Source organism: Streptomyces sp. KR55 (genome assembly GCF_052245645.1).
In the GTDB taxonomy this organism is placed as follows: Bacteria; Actinomycetota; Actinomycetes; order Streptomycetales; family Streptomycetaceae; genus Streptomyces; species Streptomyces flavusporus.
The window spans coordinates 1-17,008 of the sequence record NZ_JBQQCE010000196.1 but is presented as its reverse complement, the minus strand read 5'-3'; the positions used below and the strand labels follow the sequence as shown (position 1 = coordinate 17,008).

Sequence of the window (17,008 nt, the reverse complement as noted above, 5' to 3'; positions counted from 1 at the left end):
CTGGTCGACGGCGGCGAGGGTACGGCCGCCGCACTGTCGGCCGCGACCGGCGGACGGCTCGTCGCACTGCCCGCCACGGGCCCGGTCGGCGAGCCGGTCGATGCGCACTTCGCGCTGCTCGGATCCCGGGACACGGCGGTCGTGGAGATGGCCGCGGTCGCCGGCCTGAGCCTCGTCCCCCTGGCCCGCCGCGATCCCGGTGCCACCACGACGTACGGCGTCGGCGAGCTGATCCGCGCCGCACTCGACACCGGCGTACGGCGGATCCTCATCGGCTGCGGCGACTCCGGGACGTCCGACGGGGGCGCCGGCGCGCTGCAGGCGCTCGGCGCCCGGCTGCTGGACGCCGACGGCTGCGAGCTCCCGCGCGGGGGCCGGGAGCTGACGCGGCTGAGCCGTATCGACCCGTCCGGACTGGATCCCCGCGTGAGGGAGGTGGAGCTCCTCGTCGCCTGCAACCCGTACAACGTGCTGTGCGGTGAGCGGGGCGTGGCCCGCGTCTTCGGACCGCAGAAAGGGGCGACGCCCGCGCAGGTCGAGCACCTGTCGGCCGGCCTGGAGAACTGGGCGGACGTCCTCACCCGCGACTTCGCCGTCACCACCACCGACCTCCACCACGGCCCCGGCACCGGCGCCTCGGGCGGCCTGGGCGCCGGCCTCGCCGCACTCGGCGCGCGGCTGCTGCCCCGCTTCGACGTGCTGCTGGACCACCTCGACCTGGACGCCCGCCTCGCCCGCGCCGACCTGGTCGTCACCGCCGAGGGCGCCCTGGACCACCAGACGCCCCGCGGCAAGGTCCCCGCCGAGGTGGCGCGCCGCGCCAAACTGCACGGACGTCCGGTGCTCGCCCTGGCGGGAACCCTCGGCGAGGGCGCCGACGACGTGCCCGGCGTGGACGCCTACAGCGCGATCCTCCCGGCACCGATGGCACTCGCCGAGGCACTGGCAAGGGCCTCGGAACTCCTCACCGACGCCACCGAGCGCGCCCTGCGGATGATCCTGCTGGGCGCCCGGCTACCGGTTCACACGCGAGCGTCCGGGGGCGAACTCCCGCTGCAGGTGCGCTGACCGCTCACGACACCGAGAACCTGGCGACGTACCCGGGCGAATCCACGGTGGGCGAGACCTGACCGCCCGTCGGGCGTCTATGTTGGGGCCCAATGTACTCCACGCAGGTCTCGTGGCATGTGAACGCCTTACGTGCGGCCGTGTATCGGGCGCTCGTGGACGCTGACGCAGTCGCCCAGTGGCGGGTGCCGGACGGAATGAGCAGCCAGGTGCACGAGTTCGACGCCCGCGAAGGCGGAGCGTTCCGCATCTCGCTCACCTACGACTTGCCGGTCGGTGTCGGCAAGACGGACCCGCACACCGACACTTACCACGGCCACTTCGCCAGGCTCGTGCCCGACGAGCAGGTGGTCGAGGTCTTGGAGTTCGAGACCGCGGACCCCGCACTGCGCGGCACGATGACGTTGACCACCACGCTCACCGACGCGGACGGCGGGACGGACGTCCTCATGGTGCACGAGGGCATTCCCGATGCAGTGCCCGCCGCGGACAACGAGACGGGCACTCGCATGACCCTGGCACGACTTGCCCGGCTCGTGGAGGCGGGTGAGCGTCGTCCGGGCTGAGCGTCCAGAGAAGGGAACCTTCAGCGCGTGCCGGTCCAGTTGTGAGCCACGTCCACCACGACGCGATCGTTCAGCACCAGCACCCGGAAGGGCAGCCGCGCGCGCACTCCGAGCCCGATCTGCGTCTCGCCCTCGAAGCTGCCGGCGAACCGTGCGTCCCTGAAAGTGCGGTACCCGGTGAGATCCACGCCCGGCAGCGGACGCCCCGCCCGGCCGGGATACGCCGGTGCGCCGGTTTCGGGATCGTAGCTGGGCGCGGCCACCCGCACCTCGAGCACGGCTTGGCCTCCGACGGGTATGGGGCGACCTGATCCGTCCTGGTGAAGGCGGTCGACGTACCTGACCGTGTAGCCGAGAGCGCTGCTGCCCGCCCCCGGGACATCGACGACCATACGGTCGTAGCAGGCCTGGCGGCCGGTCCTGACGTTCGTGACCGGCGCCGTCGTGGTGGAGGCGCGAGCCTTGTCCAGGCTGCCCCATCCGGTGGGGCACGCCGTGGCCGGTGCGGTGACGGCCGGTGCGGCTGCGATCGGAGCCGCCGCCACCACCGACGTGGCGCCCAGGAGTGCGAGTGTTACCCATGCCGTCGTTGTTCGCGCCATTGTGTCCCCCAAGGTGCGCATATGACTGTTATCAGATACGACACCCGAGATGGCTGAATGGTTGCGCCTTCTTGGGCGCGCCCTCGATCGCAGGAATGCGCGAACGATCGTCTCGTCGAGTCATACGATCACGCGCTGTCAAGTCCCGGAGGGATGGAGTGAGCGTGACCGACCTGTCCAGCGCATCCAAGACCGTCCGCGTGCTCGAATTGCTGGCACATCTGGACCCCCGGCTGTGGGAGATCGTCAATCCGCGCCAGCCCGTGTTCAGCGGCGCCGTGGGTGTCCGCTCGGCGGAAGCCGGCGGGCTGAGCCTCAACCCGCAGCCGCTGCCGCCCCGCGAGGCCATGCTGTTTGCCATCCGTGACATGTCCTTGGCGGCAGCGGAAGCCACCATCGCCGCCAGCATGGCCGGCGGCGACCCTTCCGAAATTCTCAAGGAGGTCGGGGACGACCTGTGTCCCGATCCGCCCAGGATTCCCTGGCCGAAGAAGTGGCCGGTGCCGGTTCAGATGCAGGGGCCGTTCCCCATCGACGCGACGCGCGTCAAGCCCGTGGTCCAGGCCACGGCTGCCCTGGTCTTCCAGACCTACGCCGACCGCACCACGGACGAAGCACTGAGCACCTCTTTCGCCCGGCTGGCCGACCGTCTGCTGGAGACTGCCGTGAAAGCAGCCCCACCGCCCCCGACACCGTGACCTGACACAGCCGAATGATCCGAGCCGGTGCAGGCGGACGCAGTCCCCCTCCAGCTGGTCCAACGGCCGGCTGGTCGGGGGCAGTACGCCCAGCCGGATCGGCGCAGGCGGTCCGGGTCAGGAGGGTCCGGGCTTGATGCGTCCGCGCCAGGCTCCCGATTCGCTCCCGCGGTGCTCGATGAAGTCCTTGAAGCGCCGCATGTCTCCCTTGATTCGGCGATCGATCACTCCGGTCATGTCTGCGGCCTTCTCGGCGGCTCCGCTGGGTTCGACGTCCATCACCAGCTCCACGCGGGTGTGCGTGTCGTCCAGGCGCTGGAAGCGGACGGAGCCCTTCTGCTTGGTGTCGCCGCTCGTGGTACGCCAGGTGATCCGATCGTCGGGTACCTGGTCGACGATTTCGGTGTCGAACTCTCGCTGTACGCCACCGATCTTGGTGATCCAGTGGTTGTGGCGGTCATCCAGCTGCCTGACCTCCTCCACTCCCTCCATGAAGTTGGGGAACTCCTCGAACTGGGTCCACTGGTTGTAGGCGGTGCCGAGGGGGACCTCGACCTCGACAGATTCCTTGACGGCGCTCATCTCGTGCCTCCTTGGCAACCGATGGCGGCAGGCTGCCGACGCCCGCCGCGCAGATCTCGGCACAACACAGCGAGTACCCGAGGATCACGGCTTCACCGCAGTGCGATCGGCCGAATGAGCTCCCTGGTGCCGGACGATCCGCCGGCCCGCCCGCTGCCCAGCGAGGACGACGCTTCCCTAGAGGGCGCGAAGCCCGCTGAGCACCCGCTCGAGCAGCGTGACGTCGGGCCCGCCGTCGCCGGACTGCGTACCGCCGGGCTGGTGGACAGCCACGAGTCCGGCCTCGGCCAGGTCCGCGACGAGAACGCGGGCTACACCGAGAGGAACGGGCAGCAGTGCGGAGATCTCCGCGACGGACCGCACCTCCCGGCACAGCTGGCAGATCCTGCGATGCTCGGGCAGCTGGTCGTTGAGCTGCGCAGGTGCCGCCGTGGTGTGCACCAGGGTCTCGATGGCCAGGTCATAGCGAGTCCGGGTCCGGCCGCGGGTCATGGCGTACGGGCGCACCAAGGGGCTGCGTCCGTGGCCCGCAGGGGTTGTTCCCCGGCTGGACGGGGCGGAGTGGGACGCGTGACCGCCGACCCCGTCGGCGTCGTGGGGCGACGGCATCAGATCGGCCTGGTCGAGGTGGTGCAGGAGGATGCCGGGGAGTCGTCGTGCGCCCCTGGCGCGGTCCTGCCGCTACAACGTCTTGTCATCCCGCGCTTCTCCGTCCGGACCGGGGCTCGTCCGACGCTCGCACGCCGGCGCCACCCGGCAGCAGCCACCCGCCGACCCCTCATCCTCGAAAGGGGCCGGACTGCCTCATGCACGGTTCAGCCGCGCAGCGATCCCGTGACCGATCAGCAAATACATGGCGGCCGGAAGACCGTAATTGAGGATGGTGCGCAGACCTTCTGTGTCCATTGTGAAAATATCCTGTGACCACCAGGCCAGCCAATCGGCCGTTCCGTGCACAAACTCGACGAAGACATTGGACTGATTGGCATCGAGCAGGTGGAGCAGAACCCACAGAAGCAGGAATCCGGCGGCGACATCGACGACGGTGCAGACGGCCAGGGCCACCCGCCGCGCGGTGGCCTCACGCTGGTCAGGGCGGCCTGAGCCGCCCTGCTGCTGGTCGTAGGTCTGGTAACCGGGAACCGGGTCAGTACTGCGCACAAGAAGTCCCATCCGACGTATTGCTGAGGGAAAGCGCCCCGACCGGCACGATGCCCCACTTGCGGAGACACGCGATCGGCCGACGGGCGGACGGGCCGTTTACCCGCCCCCGTACGTCTGCGCCATACCAGCCCTGCCGTGTTACTCGCCCGCCGCGATATCCCAATTATGGGTACGTGTTCCGGCACTTCCCTAAATACTTGTGCCCGTTATCAATTTTGCCGACGGCTGCCGCCGGTGAAGATCAGCGCCGCTGGGTCCGCAACGGGCACCGGGGTGCAGACGGCGGGCGCCGCGAGAAACTGCTGCTGGATTCGGCCGCCATGCGATCACGTGAGTACGACCTGGACTTCCGTGACCAGGCCAGTCGGATACGCGCCTGGGGCATCAACTGGACAAGATCGCAGACGCGCGCAAGGTATAGCCTGCGAGGCGGATGCAGGCGGCCGGCCTGTACGGGCCTCGTGCGGCGGAAGGTCAGACGTCGATCCCGACATCCTGCGCGAAAGTGATGACGTTGCCGGCGGGGTCGGAGATGGCCGCGACGCGGAATCCACCATGGGTGTCCCGGACGGGCCCCATGTCCAGACCTCGCTCTGCGACAGCAGCAGCTTGAGCGTCGGTGTCGTCGACTCCCACCGTGAGCATGGCCAATCCGGCGCGGTCGGGGTCGCGTAGCAATTGGATGGCCCCACCCTCGATGACCTGCCACTCCGCCAGGCCGTCCATGGGGTTGCGGTCGGCGGGGCGCCCCCAGAGGCGTTCGTACCAGCCACGCGCCGCTTCAAAGTCCGCGACGGGCATCACTGCGTAGATGTTCGTGATTGCCATGGTGAGCCACCCCTTTGTCTGCTGTCGAACCATACTGACGACCCGTTCCGCAGTCTCAGACCTCCATGCCGTGAGTGTTCACGGATCTTCGCTGGATTGGTGGACTTCCACCTGTTCCCAGAACGATGAGTTGGGCCAATGGCCTCGGTCATACCTGGGGGAATGGCCCTGCCTGGGAGAGGAGACGACGATGCGGCAACCAACACCCCACAGCGCGCTGCGGCAGCTGGACGTGCTCGTGGGCGAGTGGGACATGTGGGTCGGCCATGATGGTGGACCGGTGCGGACGGAGATCGCATGGCTGGAGGGCGGAGTCTTCCTGGTCCAGCGTGCGGATGTGGGCCCAGGGTCGGCCCTTCCTGCGGAGTGGGGTGCGCACGCGCCGTTTCCCACGGCGACGGTGACCGGCTACGACGAGACGGCCGGAGACTTCACCACCTTGTACGCCGATGGCCGCGGTGTCGCTCGCACGTACCGCACGAGCTTGAGCGACGGCGTGTGGAAGCAGTGGCGCGCCGCGCCCGACTTCCATCAACGATTCACCGGCACGTTCAGCGACGGGGGCAACACGATCACAGGCGGTTGGGAGCAGTCACGTGACGGCGAACTCTGGACGCCCGACTTCGACGTGACGTACACGCGGGTCGGGAAGTCGTAGATCCCGAACGGTCGTGCCGCACGGCCACACCAACCGCAAAGAAATCTTCGCGAAGGAGTCTGTGCGAAGAACTGTTTGCGGTCTACTGTGTGTGGGTGTGACGGAACCGAGTGAATGGCCACAGGCAACACCCCCCGATCCGGACGCGGTTGTTCTGGATGCCAAGGGGCTGCGCGCCCTCGCGCACCCGGTACGGGTGCAGTTGGTCGGTCTGTTGCGCAAGCACGGCCCGTCGACCGCCACCCGGCTTGCGGAGCGGCTGGGCGTCAATTCCGGCACGGCCAGTTACCACCTGCGCCAACTGGGGGCGGCCGGGTTCGTCGAGGAGGACACGGAACGCGGCAATGCGCGAGAGCGCTGGTGGCGTTCGGTGCATCGCAGGACCTGGTTCAACGATCACGACCTGGCCGAACGGGAGCCTGAGGCCGCCCTGGCCTACCTGCAGTCCGTCGCTGCCACCTACACCGTTCGCACGCAGCGGGCGCTGAACGAACTCCAGACGATGCCTCGCGCATGGCGGGACACCTTCGACATGAGCGACTGGGCCCTGCGCCTGACTCCCGAGGAGGCTGCAGCGCTCTACGAGGAACTGCGGGCAGTCATCACCCGCTACCGTCAGGACACGCCGGAGGGGGCGGCGCAGGCCCCGGAGGGTGCCGAGCGGTTCTCCGTGATCACTCATCTCCTGCCCGAGCCGGACCCGTCCGCCCCGTCGGTGGTTCCGTCCAGTGCGGCGTCCGAAGCCCAGAGGGCGACGGGAACGGAGAGCCCGTGACGGACGCCGCTCCCGGTACGGACGGCACAGGCAGTGCGCGGAGCTTACGGCCGCTCGGTGGTGTGCTCGCGGCCATGGCGGTGTCGCTGACCGGTACTCGGATCTCGGGTATCGCGCTGCCCTGGTTCGTGCTGGTCACCACCGGTAGCGCCACCCAGACGGGGCTGGTCGCCTTCTGTGAGATGACCCCGTATGTCGTGGTCAAGGCGCTCACCGGGCCGTTGGTGGACCGGGTGGGCCCGCGTGTCGTCTCCTGGACCACCGACCTGGCCAGTGCAACGGCCGCCGCTGCCGTTCCTCTGCTCCACCGCCTGGGCCTGCTCTCCTTTCCGCTGCTGCTGGTCCTTGTCGCACTGATCGGCACGGCGCGTGGCCCCGGCGACCTCGCCAAGGAGGTCATGATGCCGGAGGCGGCCGACCGCAGCCGGGTACCGCTGGAGCGTGCCACAGGCCTGTCCGGCGTGATCGAGCGCCTTGCTTCCACCGTCGGCCCGGTGGCCGGTGGCTCCTTGGTGGCGGTGCTCGGTCCTTTGCCGGGTCTGGTTGTCAACGCGGTCTGTTTTGCGGGCGGATCGTTGATCATCGCACTGGCGCTGCCCAGGGACATGGGGCAGGTGCTCGCGCCGTCCTCATTGCCGGACGGGGAGACGGAGGAGCCGGGCTATTGGCGACGATTCGGCGAGGGTTTCACCTTCCTGCGGGGCGACCCGCTACTCCTCGCCCTCATCGTCATGGTCGGGATCACCAACCTGCTGGACGCGGCTTTCAGCACCGTGCTCATCCCTGTCTGGGCCGAAGAATCCGGCAAGGGCCCGGCAGCCATTGGCCTGATGGGCAGCATGGCTGGAGCCGCAGCCATCGGTGGGAGCCTGCTGGCGGCCGCGGTTGCGCACCGGCTTCGGCGCCGGGCGGTGTTCTTCATGGGGTTCTTGTTAGCAGGTGCGCCAAGGTTTCTGGTCCTCGCCTCCGAGGCGCCGATGGGCGTTGTGCTGGCCGTGTTCGCCGTCAGCGGGTTCGGCGCAGGCTTCCTCAACCCGATCATCGGGGCCGTCCTCTTCGAGCGGGTGCCGCGCCCGATGCTGGGCCGGGTCAACGCGCTCGGCGATTCGCTGGCCTGGTCCGGTATCCCCCTGGGGGGTCTGATTGCGGGGGCAGCGGTAGCCGCCGTCGGGCTGGTGCCGGTACTGCTGGCCGGCGGGGCCACGTACTTCCTCACCACGAACCTGACCGGGCTGCGGCCGGAATGGCGCGAGATGGACCGCACGCGTGGACGAGACCCTCGACACAGCACGCCGAGAACGGAAGACACCCGGTCAACCAGCAGGAACCGCACCGTATGACGACTGTGGGAGGGAACCTGCCCGCCGCAGGTCGCGCGGGCGGCCAAGGGTCCGCACACCATCGGGACATCAGGTTGCCTTTTTCCTGCGGGAGTTGGCGGTGCCGCATGCCCGGCGGCGTGCGGCGGCGGCGAAGGGGCTGGGCAGGATCGGCCGGCCGGAGCATGCGTGGGTGCCGGCCGAGCCGGCGGGGGATGCCACGGCCGAGGTGCGCGCGGCTGCGGCTGTCGGTCTTGGCCGGCTCGACGTGCCGGAGGTGGGCAGCCAGGTGTTGCCCGTCCTGATGGACCGACCGTGCCTTCACGATCCGCTCCAGCCGCAACCCGTTCCTCAGGCTGGCCCGCACCCAACTCGCCCCGCGCCTGGCCCGTTGGCGATGGCGCCACGGGGCTGCGCGGACGGGTCTTCCGTACGCTCTCCGAGCTGAGCATCCAGCACCGGCGCAGCCGCGTCCGTGGCGGGTTCGCGTCCACCCGGACATGGTCCGTGGGCCGGGGACCGCCTGCCCGATCTGCCGCACGGACTCCAGTGCGGACCAGCGGGCCGGGCCGTCACCTCCTGCTCGCGGGACCGCCTTTTCTCCGGCCCGACGAGCGCATGGAGCCCCTCTGGCGAGGCCGGGAGGACCTCGTCAACGTCCACCGTCTCGACTGTTCGTCCTTCCTCCTTGCGGTTCCATCGGTACGTCCGCGACGCCAGAACCCGGCCCCCGCCGCGAGCCCGGCGGTGCTGGGCAGGGCTGAGGCTGAGCGTTGGCAGCCCGTCTCTGTCCTCCGGTGCGTCGCAGCGTCATACCGGGTTCGCCCCGGCAACCATGGGTGCACATCGACACGCAGGTCGGCTTTCCCGGGCGCCCTCGCCCGGTTCCCGCTAGCTCACCTGGTGTGCTCGGGGGCAGGCGGTGGTCCGACTTCGGTACGGGAGGTTCGGTGTGCTCGCCGGCGGTGGATCGCCAAGGCCGCGAGGAGCAGTACGGCGAGGAGTACGGCGATCACGGCGGGGCCGGTGGCGTACAGGGCGTCGGCGACGGCGCGTTGGGCGGTGCCGACCGCGTCGATGACCGGGTCGGTGGTGGCGGGATCGTGCTGGACGCGGATTTCGTACCAGCCGTAGTAGGCCACGTAGGCGCCGACGAGCAGGAGAAGCCCGCCGCCGAGGCGCGGTGCGAGGGCGCCGAGGCGGCGCAGGCGGGTGACGGCGGTGGCTCGGGTGAGGGCGACGGTCAGCGAGGCGGCGCCGACGATCAGACCCATCCCGGCCGCGTATGCGATGAACAGGGCGATGCCTTCGCCGGTGGAGCCGCTGCGGAAGGCGGAGACGACGATGGCGAGGAACGGGGCGATGGTGCAGCCGAGGGAGGCGGTGGCGTAGGCCATGCCGAACAGCGCCATCGAGGGGAGGGAGCGGGTGAGGGTGGGGGCGCGTCGGAGTTTCGGGGTGAGGCTGGGCAGTTGGCGGCCGGCGAGCAGCCAGCCTCCGGCGGCAGCGATGAGCAGGCCGAAGGCGATGGTGAACCAGGGCAGGTGCCGCTGGAGTTGTCCGGCGACGGGTTGGACGGCGAGGCCGAAGATGCCGAAGAGAGCGGCGAATCCGATCGTCATGGCGGCGGTGGTGGTCAGGGCGCGTCCGACGGCGACGATGCGGCTGGGGGTGTCGTCGCCGAGGACCAGCAGGGACAAGTACGCGGGGAGGAGGGCGAAGCCGCACGGGTTGACGGCGGCGAGCATCCCGGCGCCGAGCGCGAGGGCGAGGGGCAGGTCGGCCATGACGGTTCAGCCGGTGAGGGCGGCGACCTTGTCGGCCAGCCCTTCGCCGCCGGGCAGCAGGCCTTCGTAGACGGTGTTGCCGTCCTTGTCGAGGATCACGTAGATGCTCTGCTGGGTGATCTCGAACCGCTTCCACACATCCCCGGCCTCGTCGGACAGTTGGGGGAAGGAGCCGGTGCCGGTCTCCGAGACGAAGTCGCGCATGGCGGCGTTCTTGTCGAGGCCGGCGACACCGACGACGTTCGCCTTGCCTTCGTAGTCGGCGGCGACCTTGGCGGTCTCGGCCGCCTGGCCGCGGCAGGTGGGGCACCAGGGCGCCCAGAACCACAGTACGGTCGGCCTGCCCGTGAGACTCTTCGCGTCGAAAGGCTTGCCGTCCACCGTGGTGGCGGTGAAGTTCAGAGCCTCGGGCACCTTGGCCCCGTCCGCTCTGGTGCCGCTCCCGTCGGAGCCGGCGGGCGCTTGGGCGGTCGCCGTCTTCGAGGGGGAGGTCTCTGCGTCGTCGGCGGAATCGGAGCCGCTTCCGGAACCGCACCCGCTGACGGTGAGAAGGGCGGCGGCCACAGCGGCCGGAAGGAGGGTACGGGCACGCATGAAGGACTCCTGCTTCTGTGGGGACCGGCTGTGAGCGTAGGGCCGGAGGCCCGGGCGGGCAGCCGGTTGCGGTCTTACGGTTCGGTGACGTCAGCCGGCGGCATCCTTGAGGCGTTCGGTGTCGAGGACGGTGATACGGCCCGAGCGAGACGGATCAGGCCCCTGTCGGCGTAGTCGCGCAGCACCTTGGTGCACGTCTCGCGGGATGTGCCGGCCAAGGCGGCGAGCTGGTCGTGAGTGAGGGCGACTTGGGGGTGGCGTCCGACGGGGCGCAGGGGACTCGCCGGGGGCTGGGCGGTGGTCAGGGTGGTGAGGGTGGTGGCGATGCGCTGCGCCACCGTCTTGAACACGCTGTCGGACAGCCGTTGTTCGAGGTCGGCGAGGCGGCGGCCGAGGATCGCGGTGATGCGGGCGGCGATGCGGGCGTCGGAGAGCAGAAAGCGGTGCACGTCGGCGCGGCTCATCACGCAGACGGTGACGTCGTCGAGGGCTTCGGCGTAGTTGTCGTACATGTGCTGCCCGAGCAGCACCATCTCGCCGAAGATGGTACCGGGGCTGATGATCGCGGTGGTGAGGGCACGTCCGTCGGCGGAGACCCGGAAGATGCGCACCCGGCCGCGCTTGAGGATGAACAGCACCTCGGACGGCTGGGTGGGCGAGTGCAGGATCTCGCCCGCGCTGTAGGTCTTCATCGGCGCCGCTTGGGCGATGGCCTCCATCTCCCGCTCGGACAGGTCGCAGAAAATGTCGACCTCGGACAGGCACCAGGTCCGCTCGGCGGCGTCGGCGTCTTCTGCGGCGTCGGTCATGGTGTGCGTCTCCTCGCGTCGTCCCGGGGCCCAGGGCGGGGGCGCGGCGCCCCACGCCGGGCTGGCCAGCGCCTCGGCGCTGTCGGCCAGACAGTAGGGCACCGCGCCCATTTCACCTGGCATGCGGCGCGGCGTGGCCCCCGGTGGAGGGGCGCCGGGGCCGGGTATTGACGCGGGCGGTACGGAGCTCATCCGCGGGCCGAGCTGCTGCTCTTGCCCATCGTCTGGGCGACGACGGCGAACGTCACTCCGGCCAGCAGCCCGAAGACAAGGTGGGCGCCGAGGCTGGAGGAGGTGACGTCGTTCCACTCGAAGACGGGCATGCCCATGTTCGCGGGCATGATCCACAGTGCGCCGATGAACCACCACACTGCGCCGTAGACGAGGCCGAGGGCGGCGGCGGGCGCGAGGCGCTGGGCGAACTGTCCGAGCAGCGCGCCGAAGGTAATGCCGGCGAAGACGGCGATGGACAGGTGGATCAGCCAGCCGACGAAGGCGTTGGTGGAGCCGAGGAGCCCGGCGACCATGGTGATCATCGCGGTGTCCATCATCGGCTGGGAAACCGACATCCAGATGCCCATGCCGATGCCTCCGACCAGTCCGGCCGCGGCACCCCACACCGCGTGGACCGGGATCACGGCCGTGCCCGGGGATACCCGCAGGGTGGTTGTCATGATGAGTGCCCCTCTCACATGCGGTGATGTCTCCTGTGGGTTCGACGCTATGACCTGTGTAGGGGGCAGGTATGTGAGGGCGCTTACGTACCCGGGGGTAGAGGGCTGGGCCGTCAGGGTGATTTCACCGCGGTCAGCAGGGCGTAGCCGAGCGTGCCGTCCGCCACGGCGGCACGGGCCGCGTTCAGGACGGCCGGGGCCGCCGTGAGGTCCACACCGGCGTCGGCGAGGCAGGTGGGCGCGGTGATGCGCAGCAGGTTCAGCCGCGCCTCGATCTGGTCGATCATGCGCAGCATGGCCTGGTCGTGGCGCTCGGTGGCCATAACGCGCAGTCCGACCCGAGCCAGAATCCCGGCGTACTCGTCCAGGGGCCGGGCGTCGGCCACGCAGGCGATGCGGGCGACCGGGCCGAGCAGTTCGGGCGGCAGCCGACGCGGGTCGGTGGTGACGTCGGTGATGCCGACGCGTCCTCCGGGCTTGAGCACGCGGGCGAACTCGGCGGCGGCCTGCGCCTTGTCGGGGAAGGTGCACAGCGCGCACTCACACACCACCGCGTCGAAGAGCCCGTCCTCATACGGCAGGTGCTCGGCGTCGCCGGTGACGAACACGGCCCGGTCGGCGAGGCCGGCGGCCTGGGCGGCTCCCTGGGCGAGGGCGGTGTTGGCGGGGGCGTAGTCGAGGCCGTCCACCCGCGCCCCGTATACGTCGGTAAGCAGGAGTGCGGTGGTGCCGCGACCGGAGGCCACATCCAGCACGCGCTGGTCCGGGGTGAGTGTGAGGGCGCCGGCCAGGCGGCGGGTGAGAGCGGTGCCGCCGGGGTGGTAGGAGTCGCCGAGCAGGAGAGCGACGACGTCCTTGGAGTAGGCGTCGGCGCAGCAGGACTTGATCTCGTCGCGCTTCATGGCCGGTGCTCCGGGGCGCGTGTGGTCTTCGAGCCGTACGGGGTGTCGGTGAGCCGGTCGGCGAGGGGCAGGGCGTTGGGTGCCACGTCGGCGACGGGGACGCCGGACATCTGGGCACGGACCTGTTCGCGGTAGCCGACGGAGTTGTAGGCGCAGAACGGGATGAGCCGCCCGTCCGGGGTGATCTCCTCCACGCAGCATTTCATCAGCTGCTTGACGTTCAGGGTGTAGGGGTCCTGGAAGTCCTGAACCACGATCATGAACGCCTTGTCATCGAGGTCCTTCACGGCCTGCGGGAGATCGATGCCGCAGGTGTCCGCGCAGTCCAGGGTCTCGGCGGTGGCCCGGAGTTTCTCCTCGGTCGTGGCGGTGCCCATGAACGCTGAGGCGGACCACAGGTTCTCCAGGGCCTCGCGGATGCCGTCGTCGGGCATGACCCGGTTGGTGACGTAGTCGAGGTAGTCCTCGACGTTCAGTAGCCGCGGGATGGGGACCACCGTGCGGTCGCCCGGTACGCCGTCCACCAGCAGGTAGGTGATGGAGCGGCAGGTGGGGAAGCAGCACGGCACGGGAAAGAAGTCGCCCTTGGTGAACCAGTCGGGGAGTTGCTCGCCGATCAGGCGGATCACATCGGGGTTGGTGAGCCGGTTGAGCGGGTCGAAGGGCACGTGCCGGCCGGAGTGGGTGACCGGCTGGAAGGCCACCGAGCGGACGGCCGGGTGGTCGACGCCGTACTCGATGATCGCGCCCAACTCATGCTCGTTCAGGCCGCGTTCGACCGCGGCGACCAGGGTGACGGTCAGTCCGGCCTCGGCGCAGTTGTCCAGGGCCCTTTGCTTGAACGTGCGCAGATCGCGGCCCCGGATCTCTCGGTGGGTGCGTTCCTCGAAGCCGTCGAACTGGAGGTAGATGTTCACCGAACGGCCCGGTACCTGGTTGCGTTTGCCCAGCTCGGCGACGAAGTTCTTGTCGGTGGCGAGGCGGATGCCGTTGGTGTTGAGGGTGACGTTCTTGATGGGGCGGGCCTGCGCGAGGTCGATGAAGTCGAGGATGTGCTTGTGGATGGTGGGTTCGCCGCCGGAGAACATCACCACCTCCGCCTCGCCCTCGGATACGACGAAGGTGTCGAGCATGCGTGCGCACTGGTCATGACTGATGGTGTAGCCGTCCGGCTGGTGGCCGGAGTCGGCGAAGCAGATCGGGCAGTCCAGGTTGCAGCCGGTGTTGACCTCAATGATCCCGAGGCAGGCGTGCTGCTTGTGCTCCGGGCACAGTCCACAGTCGGTCGGGCAGCCGTCCTTCACCTCGGTCTGGAAGGCGAGCGGAAGGGTGCCGGGCTTGTTGAACCGGGCCGAGGCCAGGTACTCCTCGGCGTCCCCGTAGACCAGGGCCTCGAACCCGCCGTGCTCGCGGCAGCGTTTGCGCAGATAGACCTTGTTGTCGCGGATGTTGACCTGCGCGTCGACCGGGGTCTTGCACAGCGGACAGATCGACTTGGTGAACTCGATGAACACCTCCCCTCGATCCTGCTTCTTGCGCGCACCGTCTGCCGCGGCCGGCCGGCCCGGTCCTGCCGTGCGGTTCACCTTCATCGCGTCCTCGCCCTCGTCTTCGCATCGTGGCTGCTGTGCGCCCCACCGGTACCGGGATGCCGCCCGGCCGGCGATCTGGCCCGATGGGCGCCGCGCAGCAGCACAGCGGCGTACAGCAGCATCAGCGCGTCCTGGACCAGGACGAACCAGGTGAGCCGCTGGGGGAGGTAGATCCCGAAGCAGCCGCAGTTGTCCACCGTCAGCCCCCGCGCGTACGCCTGGACGGCCAGCGCGCTCCACACCAGCGACACGGCCGTATAGATCCACACCGGTGCGATGGCCCTCGACCGGGGACGGGCCAGAAACCACACTCCGCACACCAGCTCACCGCCGATCAGCACCACGGCCAGTACAGCCGCCGGGGCCCCGTGCACCAGACCGTACGTGCCGAGAATGGCCGGCATGTCGGCGATGGAGGCGAGCTGGCCGACGGCCATCGCCGTAGAGATCGCGCCGAGTACGAGACGGAGCAGCATGCCCGTGAGGCTACGGCCGCCGGGGCGCCGGGAAATGTAAGCGCGCTCACCGAACTGGCCGCGCGTTCACCCGCTCGACACCGCTGTACGGCGTTCGGCCTCGGCCTTGACCGAGGCGAGGGAGGCGTCGACCGCGTTCTCCCAGCGTGCGGCCACCGCGGCGCCCCACCACTGCCCGATCCGCCACAGGTCGGTGCCCATCTGTCCCTCGTACACCAGGCGTGTCCCCGCCGTGGTCTCGCTGAGCACGAAGGACTCGGTCACCTGCGGCACCGGTCCACGTACCAGCCGGAAGTCGATGCGCTCGGGCCGGGTGAAGCGCACCGTCTCCACCGTGACCGCTCTCAGCCGCCCGCCAGCGACCGGGGTGAAGTGCTCGGCCAGCACCAGGTCGACGCCGCGCTCCAGCACCTTCAGCTTCTCGCTCATTGCCCGCGGGGTACGGCCCAGATACGGCCCCGCCACCACGTCGAAGACCGTCTCCCGAGGGGCTGTGATGTCGACGGTCTGCGGACCCAACGCGCGGGTGCGCCGCCCCACGCCCACATCGACCGGGACGGCTCCGGTCACCAGCCCCAGGTATGCGGCGGCCAGCGAGCCGCCGACTCCTGCGGCCAAGGCCGCGACCCTCAGACCGCGGGCGGCGGTCACCGGCTCTCCTCTGGCGCCGCCTCCTGGACCACGACGCCGTTCCAGAAGGCGACGTGGTCCTTGATCTTCCTGGCCAGTGGGCTGGGGTGCGGGTAGTACCAGGCGGCGTTCACGTTGTCCTGCCCGTTGACGGTCACCGTGTAGTAGCGGGCGAGCCCCTTCCAGAAGCACAGGGACCATGTCCGGCTCTCGGCGAAGAACGCTCGGTTGAGCGACTCGGGCGGGAAGTAGTGGTTGCCCTCCACTACGACGGTCCGCTCGGCCTCCGCGAGTACGGTGCCGTTCCACACGGCGCGCATCACAACCGTCACCTCCTGCGGCATCCGTTGTGTCCATGTCGCGACGCTAGAGCGCCGACCAGCGGCCAGACGGTGATCCCGCTTACACTCAGCCGCCCGTGTCGCCGGCTGCCCGGAGGGCCTGCCCGAGCTGGTCGACCTCCGGTGCGCCGGCCAAGCCCAGCGGAGTGCGGTAGATCCGGCAGGCGACCGACGGCGCGGCACCGGGCTCGGCGAACGGGTCGCGGCCGTCGATCAGGATCGTCGGGGAGCCGGTGAAGCCCGACCGTTCTGCCTCGACCTGGTCGGCGATCACCCGGGTGGTGATGGGCGTGTTCGACAGCCTGGCCTCGTCCAGCGCCTGCCGCAGGCGCGTCTCGGCGAGCTGCTGGTTGGGGCAGCCGGGAACTACCAAGACCTCGATCTCCATATCTCCAGGATCGCGCGACTCGACACCGTATGGGGCCGAAGGGTGATCAGGCAGCCTCTTCCTGCTGATCGTCGGTGCCGGCGCCTCCTCACTGGACGCCAGCCTGACGTGTTGCGCCACGGCCGCGCCCCTGATTCCGGCCGCCCGAGGGTGACCGAGGGTCAGACGGAGTCGTCGCCGAGGACTTCGCGGGCCGGTTCCTTCAGCGCCTGGCGGTCCTCGGCGAGGGCCTTCTTGCCGGCCTTGGTCGCCTTGTAGACGCGCCGGGTACGGCCGTCGACCACGCGTTGCTCGGACACCAGCAGCCCGTCCGCCTCCAGTCGGTGCAGCGTCGGGTACAGGGTGCCGGGGCTGATCTGGTAGCCGTGGCGGGCCAGTTCCTCGGTCGTCCACGCGCCGTGGATCTCGTCCTCGGCCGCGTGGTGCAGGATGTGCAGCCGCACTGCGCCCCTCTGGAACTCCCGCACCCCTGGCCCACCTCCGGCAGTGACGAAACCGATATCTGCCCTCGATCCTCGATTCGCGTTCCGGGAGGCCTCGCCGCCGCGGATGTGG

21 protein-coding genes and 1 pseudogene are annotated in these 17,008 nt (G+C 69.6%); 6 read left to right on the top strand and 16 right to left on the bottom strand.

Features of this window, described 5'->3' with window-relative positions; all coding sequences use genetic code 11:
• On the top strand, window positions 1–1,068 hold a 1,068-nt coding region (locus ACTWQJ_RS26765), incomplete at its 5' end, for a glycerate kinase family protein (RefSeq protein WP_443309115.1).
• 92 nt (window positions 1,069–1,160) lie between these two features.
• Window positions 1,161–1,634 carry an SRPBCC domain-containing protein gene (locus ACTWQJ_RS26760; RefSeq protein ID WP_443309114.1) on the top strand — a complete coding sequence of 158 codons (474 nt, stop codon included), beginning with the start codon at window positions 1,161–1,163 and terminating at the stop codon, window positions 1,632–1,634.
• 20 nt (window positions 1,635–1,654) lie between these two features.
• Here ACTWQJ_RS26760 and ACTWQJ_RS26755 read toward each other — a convergent pair whose 3' ends face one another.
• The gene (locus ACTWQJ_RS26755; protein ID WP_443309113.1) at window positions 1,655–2,236 is read right to left on the bottom strand and encodes an AMIN-like domain-containing (lipo)protein; all 582 of its coding nucleotides are present in this window, start codon (window positions 2,234–2,236) and stop codon (window positions 1,655–1,657) included.
• Window positions 2,237–2,400: 164 nt separating this feature from the next.
• On the opposite strand from ACTWQJ_RS26755, the gene ACTWQJ_RS26750 reads away from it, so the two are divergent.
• Complete coding sequence (locus ACTWQJ_RS26750) at window positions 2,401–2,934, top strand: hypothetical protein (protein WP_443309112.1); 534 nt, start codon at window positions 2,401–2,403, stop codon at window positions 2,932–2,934.
• A gap of 117 nt (window positions 2,935–3,051) precedes the next feature.
• Here the strand turns inward: ACTWQJ_RS26750 and ACTWQJ_RS26745 are convergent, their stop codons facing one another.
• The 4 genes and pseudogenes from ACTWQJ_RS26745 to ACTWQJ_RS26730 form a co-directional block, all read right to left on the bottom strand.
• A complete protein-coding gene (locus ACTWQJ_RS26745) occupies window positions 3,052–3,516 on the bottom strand; it encodes an SRPBCC family protein (protein ID WP_443309111.1) in 465 nt (154 codons plus the stop codon).
• Between the two features lie 177 nt (window positions 3,517–3,693).
• Window positions 3,694–4,032: pseudogene (locus ACTWQJ_RS26740) on the bottom strand (DUF742 domain-containing protein); the annotation flags it as partial.
• Between the two features lie 288 nt (window positions 4,033–4,320).
• Window positions 4,321–4,689 carry a hypothetical protein gene (locus ACTWQJ_RS26735; protein WP_443309110.1) on the bottom strand — a complete coding sequence of 123 codons (369 nt, stop codon included), beginning with the start codon at window positions 4,687–4,689 and terminating at the stop codon, window positions 4,321–4,323.
• Between the two features lie 465 nt (window positions 4,690–5,154).
• Window positions 5,155–5,508: a VOC family protein gene (locus tag ACTWQJ_RS26730; RefSeq protein ID WP_443309109.1), complete on the bottom strand. Its 354-nt coding sequence runs from the start codon at window positions 5,506–5,508 to the stop codon at window positions 5,155–5,157.
• A gap of 190 nt (window positions 5,509–5,698) precedes the next feature.
• Between ACTWQJ_RS26730 and ACTWQJ_RS26725 the strand changes: the two genes are divergently transcribed.
• The 3 genes from ACTWQJ_RS26725 (at window position 5,699) to ACTWQJ_RS26715 (ending at window position 8,281) form a co-directional block, all read left to right on the top strand.
• A complete protein-coding gene (locus tag ACTWQJ_RS26725; RefSeq protein ID WP_443309108.1) occupies window positions 5,699–6,166 on the top strand; it encodes a hypothetical protein in 468 nt (155 codons plus the stop codon).
• Between the two features lie 97 nt (window positions 6,167–6,263).
• Window positions 6,264–6,941 (top strand): ArsR/SmtB family transcription factor, encoded by a 678-nt coding sequence (locus ACTWQJ_RS26720; protein WP_443309107.1) that lies wholly within the window; start codon window positions 6,264–6,266, stop codon window positions 6,939–6,941.
• Window positions 6,942–7,015: 74 nt separating this feature from the next.
• A complete protein-coding gene (locus tag ACTWQJ_RS26715; RefSeq protein WP_443309106.1) occupies window positions 7,016–8,281 on the top strand; it encodes an MFS transporter in 1,266 nt (421 codons plus the stop codon).
• 875 nt (window positions 8,282–9,156) lie between these two features.
• Here ACTWQJ_RS26715 and ACTWQJ_RS26710 read toward each other — a convergent pair.
• From ACTWQJ_RS26710 to ACTWQJ_RS26660, 11 genes are all read right to left on the bottom strand, one after another.
• Window positions 9,157–10,047, bottom strand: a complete 891-nt coding sequence (locus ACTWQJ_RS26710) for a cytochrome c biogenesis CcdA family protein (RefSeq protein WP_443309105.1) — start codon at window positions 10,045–10,047, stop codon at window positions 9,157–9,159.
• Window positions 10,048–10,053: 6 nt separating this feature from the next.
• Window positions 10,054–10,641, bottom strand: coding sequence for a redoxin family protein (locus ACTWQJ_RS26705; protein WP_443309104.1), 588 nt, complete (start codon window positions 10,639–10,641; stop codon window positions 10,054–10,056).
• Window positions 10,642–10,715: 74 nt separating this feature from the next.
• Entirely contained in the window at window positions 10,716–11,573 is an 858-nt protein-coding gene (locus tag ACTWQJ_RS26700) for a Crp/Fnr family transcriptional regulator (RefSeq protein ID WP_443309103.1), read from the bottom strand.
• Window positions 11,574–11,638: 65 nt separating this feature from the next.
• On the bottom strand, window positions 11,639–12,124 hold the full coding sequence (locus ACTWQJ_RS26695) for a hypothetical protein (RefSeq protein WP_443309102.1): 486 nt from the start codon (window positions 12,122–12,124) through the stop codon (window positions 11,639–11,641).
• 113 nt (window positions 12,125–12,237) lie between these two features.
• Window positions 12,238–13,026: a class I SAM-dependent methyltransferase gene (locus ACTWQJ_RS26690; protein ID WP_443309101.1), complete on the bottom strand. Its 789-nt coding sequence runs from the start codon at window positions 13,024–13,026 to the stop codon at window positions 12,238–12,240.
• Entirely contained in the window at window positions 13,023–14,612 is a 1,590-nt protein-coding gene (locus tag ACTWQJ_RS26685) for a radical SAM protein (protein WP_443309100.1), read from the bottom strand. The genes ACTWQJ_RS26690 and ACTWQJ_RS26685 overlap by 4 nt, the downstream gene beginning before the upstream one ends.
• Before the next feature lie 2 nt (window positions 14,613–14,614).
• Window positions 14,615–15,094: a MauE/DoxX family redox-associated membrane protein gene (locus ACTWQJ_RS26680; protein ID WP_443309099.1), complete on the bottom strand. Its 480-nt coding sequence runs from the start codon at window positions 15,092–15,094 to the stop codon at window positions 14,615–14,617.
• A 66-nt stretch (window positions 15,095–15,160) separates the two neighbouring features.
• Window positions 15,161–15,745, bottom strand: a complete 585-nt coding sequence (locus ACTWQJ_RS26675; RefSeq protein ID WP_443309098.1) for an SRPBCC family protein — start codon at window positions 15,743–15,745, stop codon at window positions 15,161–15,163.
• Complete coding sequence (locus tag ACTWQJ_RS26670; RefSeq protein ID WP_443309097.1) at window positions 15,742–16,068, bottom strand: DUF427 domain-containing protein; 327 nt, start codon at window positions 16,066–16,068, stop codon at window positions 15,742–15,744. Before ACTWQJ_RS26670 ends, ACTWQJ_RS26675 begins: the two co-directional genes overlap by 4 nt.
• Window positions 16,069–16,132: 64 nt before the next feature.
• Window positions 16,133–16,453, bottom strand: coding sequence for a hypothetical protein (locus ACTWQJ_RS26665; protein WP_443309096.1), 321 nt, complete (start codon window positions 16,451–16,453; stop codon window positions 16,133–16,135).
• A gap of 161 nt (window positions 16,454–16,614) precedes the next feature.
• On the bottom strand, window positions 16,615–16,920 hold the full coding sequence (locus ACTWQJ_RS26660; protein WP_443309095.1) for a PadR family transcriptional regulator: 306 nt from the start codon (window positions 16,918–16,920) through the stop codon (window positions 16,615–16,617).
• Between the last annotated feature and the right edge of the window lie 88 nt (window positions 16,921–17,008).

Coding starts and splice junctions, on each gene's coding strand:
- ACTWQJ_RS26730 (WP_443309109.1), bottom strand. CDS start 5,508: ATGGCAATCACGAACATCTACGCAGTGATGCCCGTCGCGGACTTTGAA.
- ACTWQJ_RS26755 (WP_443309113.1), bottom strand. CDS start 2,236: ATGGCGCGAACAACGACGGCATGGGTAACACTCGCACTCCTGGGCGCC.
- ACTWQJ_RS26760 (WP_443309114.1), top strand. CDS start 1,161: ATGTACTCCACGCAGGTCTCGTGGCATGTGAACGCCTTACGTGCGGCC.
- ACTWQJ_RS26670 (WP_443309097.1), bottom strand. CDS start 16,068: ATGCCGCAGGAGGTGACGGTTGTGATGCGCGCCGTGTGGAACGGCACC.
- ACTWQJ_RS26705 (WP_443309104.1), bottom strand. CDS start 10,641: ATGCGTGCCCGTACCCTCCTTCCGGCCGCTGTGGCCGCCGCCCTTCTC.
- ACTWQJ_RS26715 (WP_443309106.1), top strand. CDS start 7,016: ATGGCGGTGTCGCTGACCGGTACTCGGATCTCGGGTATCGCGCTGCCC.
- ACTWQJ_RS26710 (WP_443309105.1), bottom strand. CDS start 10,047: ATGGCCGACCTGCCCCTCGCCCTCGCGCTCGGCGCCGGGATGCTCGCC.
- ACTWQJ_RS26690 (WP_443309101.1), bottom strand. CDS start 13,026: ATGAAGCGCGACGAGATCAAGTCCTGCTGCGCCGACGCCTACTCCAAG.
- ACTWQJ_RS26735 (WP_443309110.1), bottom strand. CDS start 4,689: ATGGGACTTCTTGTGCGCAGTACTGACCCGGTTCCCGGTTACCAGACC.
- ACTWQJ_RS26745 (WP_443309111.1), bottom strand. CDS start 3,516: ATGAGCGCCGTCAAGGAATCTGTCGAGGTCGAGGTCCCCCTCGGCACC.
- ACTWQJ_RS26725 (WP_443309108.1), top strand. CDS start 5,699: ATGCGGCAACCAACACCCCACAGCGCGCTGCGGCAGCTGGACGTGCTC.
- ACTWQJ_RS26700 (WP_443309103.1), bottom strand. CDS start 11,573: ATGCCAGGTGAAATGGGCGCGGTGCCCTACTGTCTGGCCGACAGCGCC.
- ACTWQJ_RS26680 (WP_443309099.1), bottom strand. CDS start 15,094: ATGCTGCTCCGTCTCGTACTCGGCGCGATCTCTACGGCGATGGCCGTC.
- ACTWQJ_RS26665 (WP_443309096.1), bottom strand. CDS start 16,453: ATGGAGATCGAGGTCTTGGTAGTTCCCGGCTGCCCCAACCAGCAGCTC.
- ACTWQJ_RS26695 (WP_443309102.1), bottom strand. CDS start 12,124: ATGACAACCACCCTGCGGGTATCCCCGGGCACGGCCGTGATCCCGGTC.